Origin of the sequence: Qipengyuania polymorpha, from assembly GCF_019711435.1 — a bacterium.
In the GTDB taxonomy this organism is placed as follows: Bacteria; Pseudomonadota; Alphaproteobacteria; order Sphingomonadales; family Sphingomonadaceae; genus Qipengyuania; species Qipengyuania polymorpha.
Genome location: NZ_JAIGNK010000002.1, coordinates 376,784 through 393,839 on the forward strand (window position 1 = coordinate 376,784; position 17,056 = coordinate 393,839).

General features: G+C 63.9%; 14 protein-coding genes. 5 read left to right on the forward strand and 9 right to left on the reverse strand.

The genetic code is table 11. The features are described 5' to 3' along the window. Positions 1-152 precede the first annotated feature (152 nt). Positions 153-1,604: an ATP-binding protein gene (locus K3152_RS07140; protein ID WP_221573420.1), complete on the reverse strand. Its 1,452-nt coding sequence runs from the start codon at positions 1,602-1,604 to the stop codon at positions 153-155. Positions 1,605-1,722: 118 nt separating this feature from the next. Here K3152_RS07140 and K3152_RS07145 point away from each other — a divergent pair, with 118 nt between their 5' ends. From K3152_RS07145 to K3152_RS07165, 5 genes are all read left to right on the forward strand, one after another. Beyond that, entirely contained in the window at positions 1,723-3,954 is a 2,232-nt protein-coding gene (locus K3152_RS07145) for a penicillin acylase family protein (RefSeq protein ID WP_221573421.1), read from the forward strand. Positions 3,955-4,040: 86 nt separating this feature from the next. After that, positions 4,041-6,950, forward strand: coding sequence for a M16 family metallopeptidase (locus K3152_RS07150; protein WP_221573422.1), 2,910 nt, complete (start codon positions 4,041-4,043; stop codon positions 6,948-6,950). A gap of 58 nt (positions 6,951-7,008) precedes the next feature. Continuing rightward, complete coding sequence (locus K3152_RS07155) at positions 7,009-7,314, forward strand: hypothetical protein (RefSeq protein WP_221429168.1); 306 nt, start codon at positions 7,009-7,011, stop codon at positions 7,312-7,314. Positions 7,315-7,495: 181 nt separating this feature from the next. After that, on the forward strand, positions 7,496-8,281 hold the full coding sequence (locus K3152_RS07160; RefSeq protein WP_221573423.1) for a hypothetical protein: 786 nt from the start codon (positions 7,496-7,498) through the stop codon (positions 8,279-8,281). Positions 8,282-8,321: 40 nt separating this feature from the next. Continuing rightward, positions 8,322-8,993 carry a hypothetical protein gene (locus K3152_RS07165; protein ID WP_247713257.1) on the forward strand — a complete coding sequence of 224 codons (672 nt, stop codon included), beginning with the start codon at positions 8,322-8,324 and terminating at the stop codon, positions 8,991-8,993. A gap of 3 nt (positions 8,994-8,996) precedes the next feature. Here K3152_RS07165 and K3152_RS07170 read toward each other — a convergent pair whose 3' ends face one another. The 8 genes from K3152_RS07170 to K3152_RS07205 all read right to left on the reverse strand — a co-directional run bounded on the left by K3152_RS07170 (position 8,997) and on the right by K3152_RS07205 (position 17,006). Then, entirely contained in the window at positions 8,997-9,233 is a 237-nt protein-coding gene (locus tag K3152_RS07170) for a hypothetical protein (protein ID WP_221573424.1), read from the reverse strand. 115 nt (positions 9,234-9,348) lie between these two features. Beyond that, positions 9,349-11,511, reverse strand: a complete 2,163-nt coding sequence (locus K3152_RS07175) for a S46 family peptidase (RefSeq protein WP_221573425.1) — start codon at positions 11,509-11,511, stop codon at positions 9,349-9,351. Positions 11,512-11,631: 120 nt separating this feature from the next. Further along, positions 11,632-12,234 (reverse strand): hypothetical protein, encoded by a 603-nt coding sequence (locus tag K3152_RS07180; protein WP_221573426.1) that lies wholly within the window; start codon positions 12,232-12,234, stop codon positions 11,632-11,634. Further along, entirely contained in the window at positions 12,231-13,460 is a 1,230-nt protein-coding gene (locus K3152_RS07185; protein WP_221573427.1) for a M48 family metallopeptidase, read from the reverse strand. Before K3152_RS07185 ends, K3152_RS07180 begins: the two co-directional genes overlap by 4 nt. After that, positions 13,457-14,317, reverse strand: coding sequence for a hypothetical protein (locus K3152_RS07190; protein ID WP_221573428.1), 861 nt, complete (start codon positions 14,315-14,317; stop codon positions 13,457-13,459). The genes K3152_RS07185 and K3152_RS07190 overlap by 4 nt, the downstream gene beginning before the upstream one ends. Before the next feature lie 184 nt (positions 14,318-14,501). Further along, a complete protein-coding gene (locus tag K3152_RS07195) occupies positions 14,502-15,104 on the reverse strand; it encodes a hypothetical protein (RefSeq protein WP_221573429.1) in 603 nt (200 codons plus the stop codon). A 1-nt stretch (position 15,105) separates the two neighbouring features. Next, a complete protein-coding gene (locus tag K3152_RS07200) occupies positions 15,106-16,269 on the reverse strand; it encodes a M48 family metallopeptidase (RefSeq protein ID WP_221573430.1) in 1,164 nt (387 codons plus the stop codon). A gap of 2 nt (positions 16,270-16,271) precedes the next feature. Beyond that, positions 16,272-17,006: a hypothetical protein gene (locus K3152_RS07205; protein ID WP_247713258.1), complete on the reverse strand. Its 735-nt coding sequence runs from the start codon at positions 17,004-17,006 to the stop codon at positions 16,272-16,274. Positions 17,007-17,056 lie beyond the last annotated feature (50 nt).

A 17,056-nucleotide genomic window follows, 5' to 3' on the forward strand; every position in this document is an offset into this window, starting at 1 on the left:
GTGGCCTCTCGATTGGCGAGAGGCAAGGCAAAAAATTGCCCCTCCGTTCGTATCGAGCGGAAGCCGCAGGCTGTAGTCGAGATACCGAGGCAAGCGTGTCTCGACGGGCGCCGACGTCCCTGACGGGACACCGGCTGCTCGACACGAACGGGTCAAGTGGTGACGCTAACACCTTCAAGGCCCGGCACCATCACCGTGCGCCCACCGCCGAAATCCTCGCGCACCACGATGAGGCCCTGCCGTTCGAGGTGGTCGAGCAGGCGGCGGATGCGGCCAGGCGAGCTGGTGCCATAGGCGCGCGCCAGCTCGTTCTCGTCGACCTGCGTTTCGCCCGCATGGGCGGCCTTGGCGATGACGAGGAAGGGGCCGAGCAGGTCTTCATCGACCGCGCTGGCAAGCTGCATGATGCGCGCCTGCATTTCTTCGCCAAGCGCCTCCAGCCCCGCGCCCGCAACGGCGAAGCGGCGGCGGAAGGCGTGCATGTCGGGCATCGGACCGATAAGCCGCTCGCGGCGGCAGCGGGTGAGGAAAGTCTGGTATTGCGCGCTGGCGGACTGGAAGGCGATGCCCTCCTCGCTCGCCAGCTCGGCAATGATTTCCGCGATGCGCGAGGCGACATGCGAAGTGTCGAGCGCTTCTGCCGGAGCCTCGACCTGCCGCTCCTCGGCATGGGCGATGCTGTCTTCCATTTCCTCCATCCGCGGCGCGGGCGGCGGCGCTGGCGGCGGCGGAGCCTTGGCGACATCGGCAGCAAGGTCGCGGGTGAGAAGGTCGGCCATGTCCTCGGGCGCGGTGTCGGGAAGCGCCATCAGGCCTTCGCTGCGCACGGTGTTTCCGGTCTTCACCGGACCGATCTTGCAGGCCAGCGGCAGCCGCGTGATGGCCGGACCGAGCGCGAGGAAATGACCACGTTCCAACTCGCGAATACGCTCTGCCTGCCGCCGCTCCATGCCGAGCAGGTCGGCCGCGCGCACCATGTCGATGTCGAGGAAGGTGCGGCCCATGAGGAAGTTCGACGCTTCTGCCGCGACGTTCTTGGCAAGCTTCGCCAGCCGCTGCGTCGCGACGATGCCCGCCAGCCCGCGCTTGCGCCCGCGGCACATAAGGTTGGTCATCGCGGTCAGCGTCATGCGCCGCGTGTCCTCGGCCATCTCGCCTGCGGCAGCAGGTGCGAACATCTGCGCCTCGTCGACCACCACCAGCGCGGGATACCAGTGCTCGCGCGGGGCATCGAACAGCGCTGTGAGAAATTGCGCGGCGCAGCGGATCTGCTGTTCCACTTCCAGCCCGTCGAGATCGAGCACCACGCTGGCGCGGTGTTCGCGGATACGGCGGGCCAGCGCCTCTATCTCGCCCGGCGAATAGGCCGAGCCGTCGATGACGACGTGCCCGAACTCTTCCGCCAGCGAAGGGAAGTCGCCTTCGGGGTCGATGACGACCTGCTGCACCATCCCTGCGCTTTCTTCGAGCAGGCGGCGCAACAGGTGCGACTTGCCGCTGCCCGAATTGCCCTGGACGAGCAGGCGGGTGGCGAGAAGCTCCTCGATATCGAACTCGACCGGCTTGCCGGACGATTCGTGGCCGATGGTGATTTGTGCTGACACTCCCCTTGGCTAGCGGCCCCCACCGGCAAACCGGAAGTGCGCTAACCATCGTTTTGCCCAACACATTGCCTCGCTTCGTCGCACTCGCTAGTCAGGTTGCAAGAGAGGACTGAAATTTATGAAGAAGTGGTCGCTGCGCATCGGCGCTGCCCTGCTCGTCATCCTGCTGGTGGTGTTCATCGCGCTGGCAAGCTGGGAACCGTTCTGGGCCAAGCGCGAGGGCGTATCCACGCCGCCCGCCACCTATTCCGCCGAGATCATCCGCGACGAATTCGGTGTGCCGCACATCTATGGCAAGCGCGACCGCGACGTGGCCTACGGCGTTGCCATCGCGCATTCGGAAGATGATTTCTCCACCCTGCAGGACGTCATCGCCATGGCGCAGGGCCGTTATGGAGCAATCGCGGGCGAGGACGGCGCACAGGTCGATTTCTTCTATCACCTGCTCGATGCGCGCGGGACGGCCGAGCGGCACTATCCGACGCTGCCCGAAGATACGCGCGCGCTGTTCGAAGCCTATGCCACTGGCCTCAACGATTTCGCGGCGCAGAACCCGGACGAGGTGAAGCTGGCCAACCTCTTCCCGGTCAACGGGACGGATGTGGCAGCGGGCTTTGCGCTGCGCCAGCCGCTCTTCTTCGGCCTCGGCAGCGTGGTGGGACAGCTGGTCGAGGGCAGCGATCCCTACCGCGAATACGGGCCCGACATTCCCGGTTTCCCGCGCGACAATCCGCCTGAGCCGATGTTCGAGGAGCCCTCGAAGCCAAGCGCAAAACCCGCTCCGGCCAGTCAGGCCCGTGCCCTTCCGGCCCATCTTGGCGAGGATGGCGCGCTCGCGGGCTCCAACGCCTTTGCCGTCGCGCCGGAGAAATCGGGCGGGCCGACCATCCTCGTGTCGAACAGCCACCAGCCCTGGTGGGGCGGCGTGGCGTGGTACGAGCTGGTCGTCGAGAGCGAGGAAGGCTGGCACTATGCCGGGGCGAATTTCCCCGGTTCGCCCTTCCCCTTCCTCGGCCATAACGAAGACCTCGGCTGGACCAACACGGTCAACACGCCCGACATGACCGATGTCTACCGGCTCGAACTGGACGAGGATGGCAAGCGCTACCGCTTCGGCGGAGAATGGCGCGAACTGGAAACCAAGACCGTGACCCTGCCCGTCCGCATCGGACCGGTCGTGCTACCCATCCAGCAGGACATCCACCGCAGCATCCACGGCCCCGTCATCATCAACGACAAGGGCGCATTTGCCTTTCGTTACGGCGGGATCGACAACCTCGGCCAGCTCGACGCCTATTACCGGCTCAACAAGGCGAAGAGCCTCGATGAATGGGAAAGCATCCTTGCCCGGATGGACATTCCCTCGACCAATTTCATCTATGGCGATCGCGAAGGCAACATCGCCTATGTCTACAACGCCGCCCTGCCAGACCGGCCCGAGGGTCCGAACTGGCGCGGGGTGCTCGATGGCTCGGACCCTGCGCTGCTGTGGCAAGGCCCGGTCGATTACGACAAGCTTCCGCGCTACGTGAACCCGGCCTCGGGCTGGCTCTACAACGCCAACAACACGCCCTTCACCGCGGCCGGCCCCGGAAGCGACCTCGAGCCGGAACAATTCGCGCCCGAACTGGGCGTCGAACTGAAACAGACCAACCGCTCGCGCATGGCATGGAAGCTCCTGAGCGGGGTCGATCTGCTCGACCGCGCCGCGCTGGAGGAGATCAAATACGACACCACCTATGCGCGCGAAGGCTACATCGCCGATCTGTGGGACGCATTCGAGGCGCTCGACGTGTCGGACGACGCAGACCTGGCCGCAGCGCGCCAGCTCTTGCTCGACTGGGATTTCACCGCCGACAATATCGGGCGCGGCGACAGTCTTGCGCTGCTGGTGATCCGCGAATTCATGTCCTGTCGCTACCAGAACAAGCCCTGCCCGACCGCGCGCGAGGAACTGGAAAAGGCCGTCGACCATCTCCAGACGCACTTCGGGCGGATCGACCCGCCGATGGGCGATCTGCTCCGCCTGCGCCAGGGTGATGTCGACCTCCCGCTCGACGGGGGCTCGGATACGCTACGCGCCTCCACCCTGTGGCACGTCCACGAGGATGGCCGACTGGCGGTGCGTCACGGCGACAGTTTCATCCAGTGGACCGAGTGGCAGCCGGGCGAGCGCGTGACCTCGCGTTCGATCATGCCTTTCGGTGCGGCCACCACGCGGCCCCGCTCGAAGCATTACACCGACCAGTCTACGCTGTTCGTCCAGCACCGCTTGAAGCCGGTGCGTTTCTGGCGCGACGACGTGCTGGCCAATGCCGTCACCCGAAAAACGGTGACGCACGCGCCCTAGCTGCCTAGGGTCCGCCCCGCGCGAGTCGGGGAGAGACTCGAATTTCAATGCCTTGGCGGTGAGCAGACACCGCAAACGGGGAGAGCATGATGAAGAAGATTACCGCAATGACATCCGTGCTTGCGTTGGCGCTCGGCGCCTGCACGAGCTACACGGATGGTGAAGTCGAAAGCGCGCCGGTCGCACCGGTCGCCGAAGCGGATACCGGCGATGCCGAGCTTGCCGCACTGGTCGACGAAGTCCAGATTCCCTACGAGACCTTCACCCTCCCCAACGGGCTGACCACTGTGGTCCACACCGACCGCAAGGCCCCGCTGGTCGCAGTGTCGGTCTGGTACGATGTCGGCTCCAAGCATGAACCGGCCGGCAAGACCGGCTTCGCCCACCTCTTCGAACACCTGATGTTCAACGGTTCGGAAAACGCCGACGGCGATTTCTTCGAGCCGCTCCAGCAGGTCGGCGCGACCGGCTTCAACGGCACCACCAATGCCGACCGCACGAACTATTTCGAAACCGTGCCGACCGCCGCCATCGACCGCGTGCTGATGCTGGAGAGCGACCGCATGGGTTACCTGCTCGGCGCCGTCACGCAGGAAAAGCTCGATAACCAGATCGGCGTCGTCCAGAACGAGAAACGCCGCGGCGACAACCAGCCCTTCGGCCTGTTGCGCTACGAAGTGGTCGAGAACATCTTCCCCAAGGGGCACCCCTACCATCACTCGACCATCGGCTCGATGGACGACTTGCAGAACGCCTCGCTCGAGGACGTGAAGCAGTGGTTCCGCGACAATTACGGTCCGAACAACGCCGTCCTCGTGCTGGCTGGCGACATCGATGTCGCCACCGCCAAGGAAAAGGTCGCCCACTGGTTCGGTGCCATCCCGCGCGGTGACGAGGTCGTCGACCCCGCGGTGACCGTGCCGCAGCTGGCCGCCGACAAGGAAAAGGTCATCAAGGACCAAGTCTCGACCACGCGCATCTACCGCATGTGGCCGGTGCCGGGCGAGACCTCGACCGATTACGTGCCGCTCGTCATGGCGCAAACCACGCTTGGCGGTCTCGCCAGCTCGCGTCTGGACAATGCGTTGGTGCGCGGCCAGAGCCTCGCGGTCTCGGTTGCCAGCTGGCAGTGGTCGAACGAGGACGCCGGTGTCTTCGTGGTGCAGGCCGACCTCAAACCCGGTGTCGAACGTGCGGCGCTCGAAGCCGCGCTCGACGAGCAGATTGCCGGCTTCATCGCCGAAGGTCCCACGCAGGACGAGCTCGACCGCTCGAAGACGAGCATCGTCTCCGGCTTCATCAGCGGCATCGAATCGGTTGGCGGCTTCGGCGGCAAGGCCGTGACGCTGGCCGAAGGCGAACTCTATCACGACAATGCCGGACACTTCCGCACGCAGCTCGACCAGATGGTCGCGGCATCGCCGGAATCGGTTCGCGCGATCACCCAGCAGTGGCTGACGAAGCCCCGCTTCTCGCTTATCGTCGAACCGGGCGAGCGCACCGAAGGCGGCGAAAACCGCGGGGGTGCGGCCATTCCCGACACCACCGGCGAAGGCCTCAACGCGGCTGCGGTCGATTGGTATTGCAATCCCGATTTCTGCGATCCCGAAGAGATGCAGACCACGGCAGCCCAGGACCGCTCGAAGCTGCCAGAAGTCGGTCCGCTGACCGACCTCGACTTCCCCGATATCGAGCGCGCCACGCTCTCGAACGGCATGGAAGTCTATTTCGCGCGCCGCGATGCAGTGCCGAAGGTTACGGTGCGCATGGTCTTCGATGCGGGCTACACCGCCGACAGCCGTGACGCGCTGGGCACCCAGTCGCTGATGCTGGCGGCGATGGACGAAGGCACGGACAGCCTCGACGCGACCGAGCTTGCCATCGCGCAGGAACGCCTCGGCGCGAGCGTCAACGGCTTTGCCAACCTCGACGAAACGAGCTTCCAGCTCACGGCCCTGTCGACCCGGCTCGCGCCTTCGCTCGACCTGCTCGCCGATTTCATTCGCAACCCGGCTTTCCGCGCGGATGACCTCGAGCGTGTCCGTTCGCAGCAATTGAACCGCATCAGCGCGGAGATGAAGAGCCCGGTGGCTGCCGGACAGCGCGTGTTGACGCCGCTGGTTTACGGGGACCATCCCTACGGCATTCCGGCGTCTGGTCTTGGTGATAGCGACGTCGTGACGGGCCTTACTCCTGCCGCGCTCGATGCTGCGCACCAGCGCTGGATCCGCCCGGACAATGGCAAGGTCTTCGTGGTCGGCGACACCACGCTTGCCGAAGCCGTGAGCCTGCTCGAAGCCTCCTTTGGCGATTGGCGCGCACCGGCAACGCCGCTACCGGCCAAGGCTTTCGACGTGGAAATCCCCGAACCGGATGCCCGCATCGTCCTGCTCAATCGTCCGAATTCGCCCCAGTCGGTCATCCTTGGCGGGCGTATCCTCGATGCGCGCGGCACCGATGACAACACCGTGCTGCTCGCTGCAAACGAGGTCCTGGGCGGTAGCTTCCTCTCGCGCATCAACATGAACCTGCGCGAGACGAAGGGCTGGTCGTACGGGTCGCGTTCGGGCGTCGTCTACAACCGCGACCGGCTGGGCTTTGCCATCCAGGCCGAGGTCCAAGCCGACCGCACAGGCGATTCCATTCTCGAACTGGAAAAGGAAATCACCGGCTTTGTCGGCGACAATGGCGTGACCCCGGAAGAGCTCGAACGCACCATCAACGGCAATGTCCGCGAACTTCCCGGCCAATTCGAAACCTCCAGCAGCGTGCTCGCCGGAATGGTCAACATCGTGAAATACGGTCGCGCAGACGACTATTACGAGACCATCGCCGACACTTACCGCTCCATGACCGCCGAACAGATGGTCGACGCCGCCCGCCGGAACTTTGTCTATGACGACATCGTCTATGTCGTGGTGGGTGATGCCGAAGTGGTCGAGCCGCAGCTCGAGCGCACCGGCCTGCCCTACACCGTGCAGGAACTCGACCAGTAATTGACAAGAGTGTCAGTAACAGCAAAGAAGCTGCATCTTTAATCCAAGGAGAATATGCATGTCCGTAGCCGGTACTTATGACACCGTCGTCAAGAGCCCGATGGGTGACCAGAAGGGCACCTTCACTGTCGTTCCGGGTGACGATGGCAACACCTTCACCGGCTCGATGGCCGGCGGCATGGGTTCGATGGACGTCAAGGACGGCAAGATCAACGGCGACGAGCTGACCTGGGCGATGGACATGACCGTCCCGATGCCGATGACGCTCAACTGCAAGGCCACCGTCAACGGTGACCAGCTGACCGGCACCGTCAACGCCGGCGCGTTCGGCGACATGGCGCTGACCGGCGAACGCCAGGGCTAATCAGCCTCGCAGCATCAAACGAAGGGCCGCCGGTAGCGATACCGGCGGCCTTTTTGTTTGGCGCGACGAGTCGAAGGCCTTGAAAGCTTCACCTTTCACTGTTGGTATTCAGGTCACACGGGTCGAGTCGGGCGGGCAACTGCAAAGCAGTGAGCGCCATTTCGCTGAAGGGAGACCCGTTGTGCCATCCAGAATCGCCAAACTCGCCGCTACCTGTGCCGCCGTATCGCTTGTCGCCACCCCGGTCCTTGCCGAGAAGGCAAGCCAGTTGGTCGACATCAACGGATCGATGGGCCGCGATGCGGAATACCAGCTTCGCGAGCGCGGCTTCGCGCATGTTTCCACCCACAAGAACGACATCGGCTACGTGTACAGCTACTGGTGGGACGAAGCTGACGACGACTGCGTCAATGTCGAGGTCTACGACGGGCGCGTGATGACGATCAACGACGCGAGCGACCAGGATTGCGGCCACCACAAGGGCAATGCCGGAGCAGCGGTGGCAGCCGTTGCAGGAGCCGCGATCCTCGGCGCCCTGCTCAGCCACAAGTCGCACCACCACGAAGACAACCAGCACCACGAGGACCGCGATGCGGAACTCGCCTACGAGAGGGGTTACACGGATGGCCTGTACCACCATCCCTTCCACAACCCCGACCGCGAATCTGCTTACGTCAACGGGTATCACGCGGGCGTGAGCGAGCGCCAGGCAAACGCCGAGCATCACTATGGCCGCGGTGGCCACGCGCAAGTCGCGCGGTTCAAGGATTTGCAGGGCGCGCGTGCGGCGGGCGGCATGTCCGAACTGGAGCGGCGGGGCTTCCGCCAGGTCGACAATTTCACCAGTGGCAACACGCGCTATTCCATCCAGTGGCAGCCGCAGTCGCGTCAATGCGTGCAAGTGACCATTGCCGACGGGCGGCTTTACGACCTGCGCGATATCGGCCGCCATCCCAAGTGTCGCTGAGTAGGGAGAAATAGCGTGAAATTCATCCATCTCGCGGCGGGTGCTTCGGCACTCGGCCCTCGCCGCTTGCGGGGAAACGCCAACGGCAGACGCGACTTCGGAAGAGTCAGCTGCTGCCGAGACGGCAGTCGCCATTCCCGAAAGCCTCGCCCCGTTCGGAGAGGGCTATCCCAACGCGGGCGATGCCTGCCGGAACCTCGGCGAAAGCGCAGCCACATCGAATTATCTCGACGACAGCGCCATCCTCGTGGGATGCCCGAGCGAGGCCTCGGCAGAGGCACTGGGCGGCACGATCGTCGACAACATCGACGGCGTGCGGCTGGTCAGTGTCCCGATGGGCGATGCCAACGCAGGAATGGGCGAGAACGGACCCATGGCCGGCCGCGGCGATGCGATGGTTGCCGGGACCGACTATAACGCGACAGCCCCCGTGCCATGCGGCTTTGGCGGCGCGTCGCCGTCGCAAACCTGCAATGCAGGCGTGAAACGCAACTGGGGCGAAGACGGGACCACGCTGGTCGAGGTCACCAAGCCGGATGGCCGCAAGCGCGCCATCTTCTTCAACGGCACCGAGCCCTATGGCGCGGACAGCGCCCAGACCGACGGTTCGGCAGGATGGGATTTCACCTCGACACGCGATGGCGACCGGGTAACGATCAAGTTCGGCCCCGAGACCTATGTCGTGGTCGACGCCTTTATCGAAGGCGGCTGATCCTCACTTGCGCCAGAGCCAATAGAGGATACCGGCATTGATGAGCGGCGCCAGGACGGCGACAAGCGGTCCGCCCAGCCCCGCCCGATCGGCAAGGATGTTCCATGGCAGACCCAGCGGCATCAGGAAGACACCCGAAAGCGGATCGCGCTCTTGCCCAAGCCAGCCGAAGGTCCCGATGGCCAGCAACATGAGAGCCACGAGATACAGGGCTAGGAATATCAGGAATACCCACTTCATGGCTGTCACCCTCCGCATCGCTTGAGGCGGCGACCATAGCAGGAGGGCAAAATCACCAAAAGGGCCGCCGGTATCGCTACCGGCGGCCCTTTTTTCGTGGCGTATCGCCCTTGGCTTATTCGACGATGTCCATTTCCTCGATGAGGCCGTTGGCCCCGTCGACCTTGTCCATCACCCACAGCATGTAGCGCGTGTCGACGTGGATGGTCCGCGTGGTGCGCGGGTCGAAATCCCAGTCGGAATTGACGCTTTCGAAGGTGCCGTCGAACAGCAGGCCGACCAATTCGGCGCGCGCGTTGAGCGTAGCCGAGCCGCTGTTGCCGCCCGTGCTGTCGAGGTCCGACAGGAAGTTCACCGGCACCGAGCCGACTTCGGGCGAGTAATAGGCGCCGTAATCCTTGTTGCGGATGTGTTCGAGCTGGTGCTTGGGCGCGTTGAACGGGTCTTCGCCAGTGTCCTTTTCAAGAATGCCTTCGAGCGTGGTGAACGGCAGGTAGGCCATGCCGTCCTTGGGCGAGCCGCCCAGCACGGTGCCATAGGTCACGCGCAGGGTGGAATTGGCATCGGGGTAGGTCAGCAGGCCCTGGCTCGACTGCCAGCCGGTGATGGCTTCCATGTAAGCCGGGCGCAGCGCGAGGGCGCGGCCGTCGCGTTCCTCGGCAGCGTCTTCGAGACCGCGCTCGTATTCATAGAGCGCGACCGCCAGCTTCATGAACGGGTCGTCGAGCGATTCCAGCTCTGCGGGGGTCGCTTCCATCAGCTCGAGACGGTTCTCCGCATCGGCCAGCATGGTGCCTTCGTAATAGGCGTCGAGCTTGGCCGAAAGCTCCGCTTCGGTGAGGCCCGGAGTGAGGCCAAGCGCCTCGTCGAATACGGCGACGCGGTTGCCGGCAGGCTCTTCGAGATAGGTGTCGAGGAACAGCAGCCACTGCGCCTTGTCGACCGATGCGTCATAGCGGCGGTCCAATGCCTGCATGCCCTGCTTGAAGAAGGTCATGTCGCGTTTCTGGTAGCCGCGCTCGCGCTGGGCGTCGGGCAACTGGCGCTCGTGCGACAGGCGGTAGAGACGCTGCGCGGTGGAAAGCAGCGCAGGGCGCGTGGCGAAGTTGTACCAGAACGCCTGGCGCGCGATTTCTGCGCTCTCTTCAGACAATGCCTGCAGGTCGGCGATCGCCTTGGCATAGCCCGCGCGGCTCTTGTCCGCAGCGATCCACGCGGCAAGCGCTTCTTCGCGCTCCGCACGGCGGCCGACGAGGTCGACACGGCGCGCGCCATCGAGCTGGCCGCGGGTGTTCTTCTCGAAATTGTTGAGGCCCGCGAGAAGCGATTCGTACTTCACGCGCGCGTCCGAACCTTCGGGAGCGGCCTCTTCGATGGTGTCGATCCACTCGTTCACCAGCTTCACGTAGGTCGGGTAGGACCAGCTGAAGGTGTTCTCCACCTCGGCCAGCGTCGCATAGCGCGAGGTCGAGCCGGGATAGCCCGCCGCCATCACGAAATCGCCTTCCTTCAGGCCCGATGCGCTCACCTTGAGGTGGTGTTCGGGCTGGTAGGGGACGTTGTCTTCCGAATAGTCGGCAGCCGAGCCGTCAGGCGCGACATAGGCGCGGTAGAAGGCGAAGTCGCCGGTGTGGCGCGGCCACATCCAGTTGTCGATATCGCCGCCATACTTGCCGATGCTGTCGGCGGGCGCATAGACGAGGCGCACGTCGCGCACTTCGAGACGCTCGATCAGCGTGTATTCCTTGCCGCCGTAGAAGCTGGCGACCTGGCAGCGGTAGCCCGCCTTCTGCTCGCACTCGGCGGTGATGTCCTTGGTGCGCTGGTCGATGGCGTCGTAGCGCTCGGTCGCGCTCATCGCTTCGGTGCCGCTGCGCATGCGCTGGGTGACGTCGGTCAGCGCGGTGGTGACATAGATGCGCGAACCCGGCGCTGCGGCCAGTTCATCGCCCTTGGTCTTCGCGAGGAAGCCGTTCTCGAGATAGTTGTTCTCGGCAGTAGAATTGTACTGCACCGAGCCGCGTGCGCAATGGTGGTTGGTGACCACGAGGCCTTGCGGCGAAACGAAGCTGGCCGAACACCCGCCCAGCGAGACGATTGCGCCCATCGGGAAACCGGTGAGGTCGCTCAGCGCCTCGGGGTCGATTTCGAGACCGGTTGCGCGCAGGTCTTCGGCAATTTCGGGAAGCTGCTGCGGCGTGAACATGCCTTCCTTGGCAGCGAGCGGCGCGGATGCAGCGCAGGCCAGCAGGGCGGCGATGGTGGCGGTTTTACGCATGTATGATTGACCCTCTCAAAAAGGCGCGATCCCCTCGCGCGCACGGCCGGTGGCTAGGCAGGAATCCCGAGGCAATCAAGCGCCCGCCATGCAGTTCGTCGAAGAATGTCGAGCGGCGGGCTATTCGAAGCGGGCATTATCCATCATCGCGCGCACGCCGGTGATGTAGCGGTCGAAATAATAGATTTTCGGCGCTTCGAAGCTGATGAGGTACAGCTTCTCGTCGATAATGGCCGCCCTCACCTCGCCCAGCCGCGCGACATTGTCGCCGCCGGTGTAGCTATAGCGGAAGTGCACGCCGGGATAGCCGCCGAGCGTCGCGGGCTGGACCTCGACAATCTCGAACAGCGACCCGCCGAGCACGATATTGGCCGTGTCTTCATACCATTCGACAAGGTCGGTCGGCAGCATGTCGGGACTGAACTCGGGCAAAGGGTTGCGCTTGCGCTGGCGGCGCTTGAACAGCGTCTCGCCGTCCTTGATCTTGGCATAGAACATCAACTCGGTGAGTTGCGTGCCCTCTGTGGTCCAGATCTCGCTGCGGCTGGTCGGGCGCTCGGTGGCGCGGTTCCAGTCTTCTGGCGCGGTGACCACGAGCTTGCTGCGCGCGACCTTGCGCTCATCGCCAGCCTCGACGAGACGCCAGCGGGCCTCGGCAGGAGCGGCGACCAGCGTGCTGGCCAGCGCCAGTGCGGCGGCGGATTTCATCAGGAAGTTCATCATGCAGTCTCCCCGGCCATGCTGGCCAAAAGCGCCGCGTCGGGCGCGTCGGGACGAAGGTCGAGATAGCTGCGAAGGGCAGCCTGCCCCTCCGCCTTGAAGCCGTCACGCAAGAGCGAAATGCCCAGTCCGCGCCAGCTTTCGGCAGGCGCCGTGCCGGTGGCTATCGCCTGGCGGTAGAAATCGGCAGCCTGCGCGAAATCGCCTTCTTCGGCGCGCGCGCGGTAAAGTTCGCCGCGGGCGTAGAGCAGGTCGCCGGTCCATCCGAGCGGGTCGTCACCGGCGAGCGTGGCCAGAAGGTATTCGGTCCCGCCGAAGTCCTTCAGCGCAATCTGGTCGTCGATAAGCTTGGGCCACCAGTCGCCGATGGCAGCGCGATATTCGGTAGCACCGCGGTCGTATTCCTTGTCCTCGTCCATCGCCTCGCGCGCCATGATGGCAAGCTTGCCCATGCGGTCGGTCGAGCGTGGGTGAGTGGCAAAGAGGCCGCCATTGCGGTTCTTGTCGCTGCGGTGGCGGCGTTCCTTGGCCGTCGCATCCATCTCCGCGCCCAGCTGCGACCAGATAGCCGAGGCAGCACGCGGGTCGTAACCGGCACTCACCAGCTCGTCGATGGAGCCGGCATCCGCCTCGCGCTCCATCTCGCGGTTGAAGGAATAGACGCTGCCGATGAGCGCATATTGCGACGCCATGGCGGCAGCATAGGGCAGCCGCACCGGCAGGATCGACAGCCAGCTCATGATGTCGGTCTTGGTGCGGATCGAGCGGAAGATGCGCAGCGAATGCTGTTTTTCGAAATGGGTGAACTCGTGGCCCAAAACGGCAGCCAACTGCGCCTCGTCGCGCATGCGCAGGAGGAGGCCCGAATAGACCAGCATCGCGCCATTGGGCGCCATGCTCGCGTTGAATTGAGGCGTTCGCACAAGGTAGAGGCGGGTTGCCTGACAACGCTCCTCACCCACGGTCTTGCACAGCACCGAGCGGACGTAGGCGTTGAGCTCGGGGTCCTCGATGAGGAAGCGCGATTCCTTGAGGCGCTTTTCCGCCTCGTCCATCTCGTACCACAGGCCCTTTTCGAGATCGTCCTGCGGCTCGTAACCGTGGGCGCTGGGGAGCGGGGTGTCGTCGACATCCTCCGCCTCGATGATTTCAGGCTCGTCGGCGTCCTGCGCGGCGAGCGGCTGGATGGCGAGGCCCGCGATGGCGACGCTGGCAAGGAGGCCCTTCATTCTGCGTCCTCCTCTTCGGTCGCTTCGGTGGCAGGCAAGTCACTTTCCTCACCGGCAGGCCGCAGCGTGCCGTCCTCGGCCGTGGCGGGAGGGACGACAATGACCACGCCTTCCGGGTCTTCACCCGGCTCGCCAGCGGCCTTGAGCGGGAACTCCTCCATCAGCTGCGCGACACGCTTCTGCGCACCTTCCACCGTGCGCGGGTCGCCGCCCATCGAGGTGTCGACGTTGAGCCAGACAAGGTCGCCCGTGTTGAGATCGACCAGCCCGGCATAGCCCATGTGCACGCCCGAAGGCACGAACCCGCCGCCCAGCACCAAAGCAAGGCCCTGGATGACTTTGCGGCCCGTCGAACCGTAGCTGTCGTAGGTATAGAAGAAGAGGCCGTAATCGCCGCCCAGTTCCTTCAACTGCGCCGCGCCCTCACCCAGCGTCCAGTCGAACCGATCTTTCTTGGTCGGCAGGCGGTTGCCATAGGTCATCTTGTGCGTGAGCACCGCGCTCGCGACCGTGCCGAACAGCGCGGTGTAGCTTTCCACCACATCGCCCATCTCGCCTTCCTGGTCAGGCACCATGACCAGTTCGATGCCGTTCGCTCCGTGCATTTCCTGCATCGCGCCGATGAGGTTGGCCTTGGCGGTCTCGGTCCACTCGGCGTTCGGCTCGTGCATCCCGCCCGTGGTCTGCGCGCCGACGCGCACATTGGGGCGGAAGACGAGGATGTTCGCCTCGCCCGCCTTGATCTGGTAGCCTTCCTTGACTTCCGTACGCTCCAAGCCGCCGAACTGCGCATGGGCAGGCAGGGCGGTGACGAGCGTCATCGACAGGGCGGCCGCAACCGCAAGAATATATCGCATGAGGAGCGAGCCTCCATGTATGGGGAATGCGCATAATCGCATCCATGTAATGAACCATCGCTGACGGGCGAGTGTTCCATTTGTTATAGCTGGAGAATCCCGCCGAGTGCCTTGGCGCGGGCATGAAAAAGGGCACCGCGAGCAAGTGCCCGCGGTGCCCTTGTCGGCTAGCAAGCTAAGACGCTTATTTCAGCTGGAGCGTGTCCATGATGACATGCACTTCCTCGATCGACTGGTCGAAATAGTGCAACTCGGGAGCGATGAAGTTGACGAGGTAGACCTGGCCATCGACCTTTGCCAGACGTGCCTCGCCGACGCGGGTGAGCGCATCGTTGGGCAGCGCAAATTCATAGGTCATCTTGATGGCATCATGGCCGCCAAGTTTCGAAGGTTCCATTGCGCGGACATCGAACTGCGTCACGTCATATTCGATCGAGAAGCTGGCTTCGAACAGTTCTGCAAGGTCGGTGACGAGCATGTCGCCGCGGACCTTGGGCATCGGCCGTTCCTTCTTCTTGCGGTCCTTGAACAGCGTATCGCCATCGCCGACCTGGCCGATGAAGTGCATCATGTTGAGGCCGAAACCGTCCTGCGTCCAGATTTCACCGCGCTTGGCGGGGCGACGCGACCAGCGGCTCCACTCGGTCTGCGGCGTGACGACGAAAGCGCCCTTGCCGACATCGGTGGCTTCGGTGGTGATACGCTTCCAGCCAGCAAATGCCGGAGCCGGGGCGATGGCCATCGCAGCAGTGGCGAGGGCGAGCGAAAGTTTCTTTGCAGTCTTCATGTTACGACCCCTTGATCATCATCTGCATCATCGGTGCATCGGGCGCATCCGGCGCCAGTTCGAGATAGGTTGCGAGCGCTTCTGCGCCCTGTTCGCGGTTGCGTGCCCGCATCAGTGTGAGGCCCAGCCCGCGCCATGCCTCGGGACGGGTCGACCCCGCCTCGATAGCTGTGCGATAGGCTTCCTCTGCCGTAACGAGGTCACGCGGAAGGCCGCGCTTGCGGTAGAGTTCGCCCTGCATGACGTAATGGATGGGACGCCACTGGTCGCCGCCCATCTGATCGAGAATGAACTTCGAAGCAGCGAAGTCATTGCGCTGCAACTGGTCCTCGAAGAAGGTCAGCAGGTAGGGGTCCATGGTCTCGCCATAACGCTCGAACCCATAGTCGCCATCGTCAGCATGCTCGGCTGTGGCGCGCGCCAGATACTCCGAACGTGCCAGCGGGGCCGGATGGCTGGCGAACCAACCGGTGCTGCGACCACGCTTGCGACGCTTGCGTTCTTCGGCGCGGGCATCGTCCTCGTCGATCAGGCGAACCCAGATGTCGGCAGCCGCGCGGCTCGCATAGGGCGAGGCGGCGAGATAGTCTGCCGATGCCACATCGGCTTCCTTCTCCATGTCGCGATTGAAGCTGAAGACATCCAGCAGGAAGAAGGCCCCGAGCGGAACGCCCACGACCACGCTGACAATCGACGCGATGTCCGAACCGCTGCGCAGCCGTTTGAACAGCTGCAGCGAATGCCGCTGTTCGAAATGGCTGAACTCGTGACCCAGTACGGACGCCAACTCAGCCTCGTTGCGCATGCGCAGGAGGAGGCCGGAATTGACCATCATCATGCCGTTGGGCGCCATGCTGGCATTGAAGGCATTGTTGCGGACAACGTAGATGCGCGTGGCGTTGCAGCGGTCGTCACCGACCGAGCGACACAGCACATCCTTCATGTACTGGTTGATGCCTTCGTCGCGAATGAGGTCCTTGCTGGTCGCAACCTTGCGTTCGACTTCGTCGAAGCTTTCCCACAAGCCGCGTTCATCGACATCTTCCGGTTCATATGCGCCGGTGAAGACAGGATATTCGGCGCGATTGGCCTTATCACCCGCCTGCACCGCAGGGGCGCAGGCGAGAGCAACGAAAGCCCCTGCCGTAGCGAGGAGAGAGCGCATGATTACTTCTCTTCGGTGATGGTGCTGCCGGGGAAGTCGGCGAGCAACTGGCTTACGCGCTTCTGCATTCCGTCGGCTTCGCGCACATCGCCGCCCATCTGCGGGTCGGCATTGAGCCACAGCACGTTTCCAGTGCGAAGATCGACGAGACCAGCGTAGCCGATGTGCACCGGCGGGACACCGCCGACGAGCATGCGCATGATCTTGTTACCGGCCGAGGCGTAGTGGTCTTCGGTATAGATGAAGAGGCCGTATTTCGCGTCGGAAACCTCGGCGAGGCGGGCGATCTCGTCACCCAGCGTCCAGTCAAAGGCGCCGCGCTTGCGGGTTGGCAGGCGGTTGCCGACGAAGAACTGGTGCACCATGATCGAGTTGGCGACCGAGTTGAACAGCGCTTCGTATTCGGCAACCAGTTCGGCCTGCTCGCCGTAGAGTTCCGGCATCTGGACGAGTTCGTTCGACATCCGCGACTGGGCGTTGACCAGTTCCGCGTCCATCAGCTTGCGGGCTTCTTCGGTCCATTCGGCACGCGGTTCGAACATGCCGGCCATCGACTTTTCGCCGACCTTCACGCTCGGGCGAAAGAGAAGGATCTTCTCGCCCTGGATCGAAGCTTCTTCGAACCCGGGACGGACGCCCGATTTTTCCTGCGCGAAGGCAGGCTGCGTGGCCATGCCGAATGCAAGGACAGCACCAAACGCCGCCACGAAGGCAGCGCGCAAACGCAAAATAGTCATGATCTTGTGACCCCTGAAATAATCCCGGGATCACGTTACTGCCGAAATTG

Bases quoted from the DNA above. Each gene is read 5' to 3' on its own strand.
- K3152_RS07150 (WP_221573422.1), top strand. From the start codon at position 4,041: ATGATGAAGAAGATTACCGCAATGACATCCGTGCTTGCGTTGGCGCTC.
- K3152_RS07180 (WP_221573426.1), bottom strand. From the start codon at position 12,234: ATGATGAACTTCCTGATGAAATCCGCCGCCGCACTGGCGCTGGCCAGC.
- K3152_RS07175 (WP_221573425.1), bottom strand. From the start codon at position 11,511: ATGCGTAAAACCGCCACCATCGCCGCCCTGCTGGCCTGCGCTGCATCC.
- K3152_RS07195 (WP_221573429.1), bottom strand. From the start codon at position 15,104: ATGAAGACTGCAAAGAAACTTTCGCTCGCCCTCGCCACTGCTGCGATG.
- K3152_RS07155 (WP_221429168.1), top strand. From the start codon at position 7,009: ATGTCCGTAGCCGGTACTTATGACACCGTCGTCAAGAGCCCGATGGGT.
- K3152_RS07190 (WP_221573428.1), bottom strand. From the start codon at position 14,317: ATGCGATATATTCTTGCGGTTGCGGCCGCCCTGTCGATGACGCTCGTC.
- K3152_RS07185 (WP_221573427.1), bottom strand. From the start codon at position 13,460: ATGAAGGGCCTCCTTGCCAGCGTCGCCATCGCGGGCCTCGCCATCCAG.
- K3152_RS07205 (WP_247713258.1), bottom strand. From the start codon at position 17,006: ATGACTATTTTGCGTTTGCGCGCTGCCTTCGTGGCGGCGTTTGGTGCT.
- K3152_RS07200 (WP_221573430.1), bottom strand. From the start codon at position 16,269: ATGCGCTCTCTCCTCGCTACGGCAGGGGCTTTCGTTGCTCTCGCCTGC.
- K3152_RS07145 (WP_221573421.1), top strand. From the start codon at position 1,723: ATGAAGAAGTGGTCGCTGCGCATCGGCGCTGCCCTGCTCGTCATCCTG.
- K3152_RS07170 (WP_221573424.1), bottom strand. From the start codon at position 9,233: ATGAAGTGGGTATTCCTGATATTCCTAGCCCTGTATCTCGTGGCTCTC.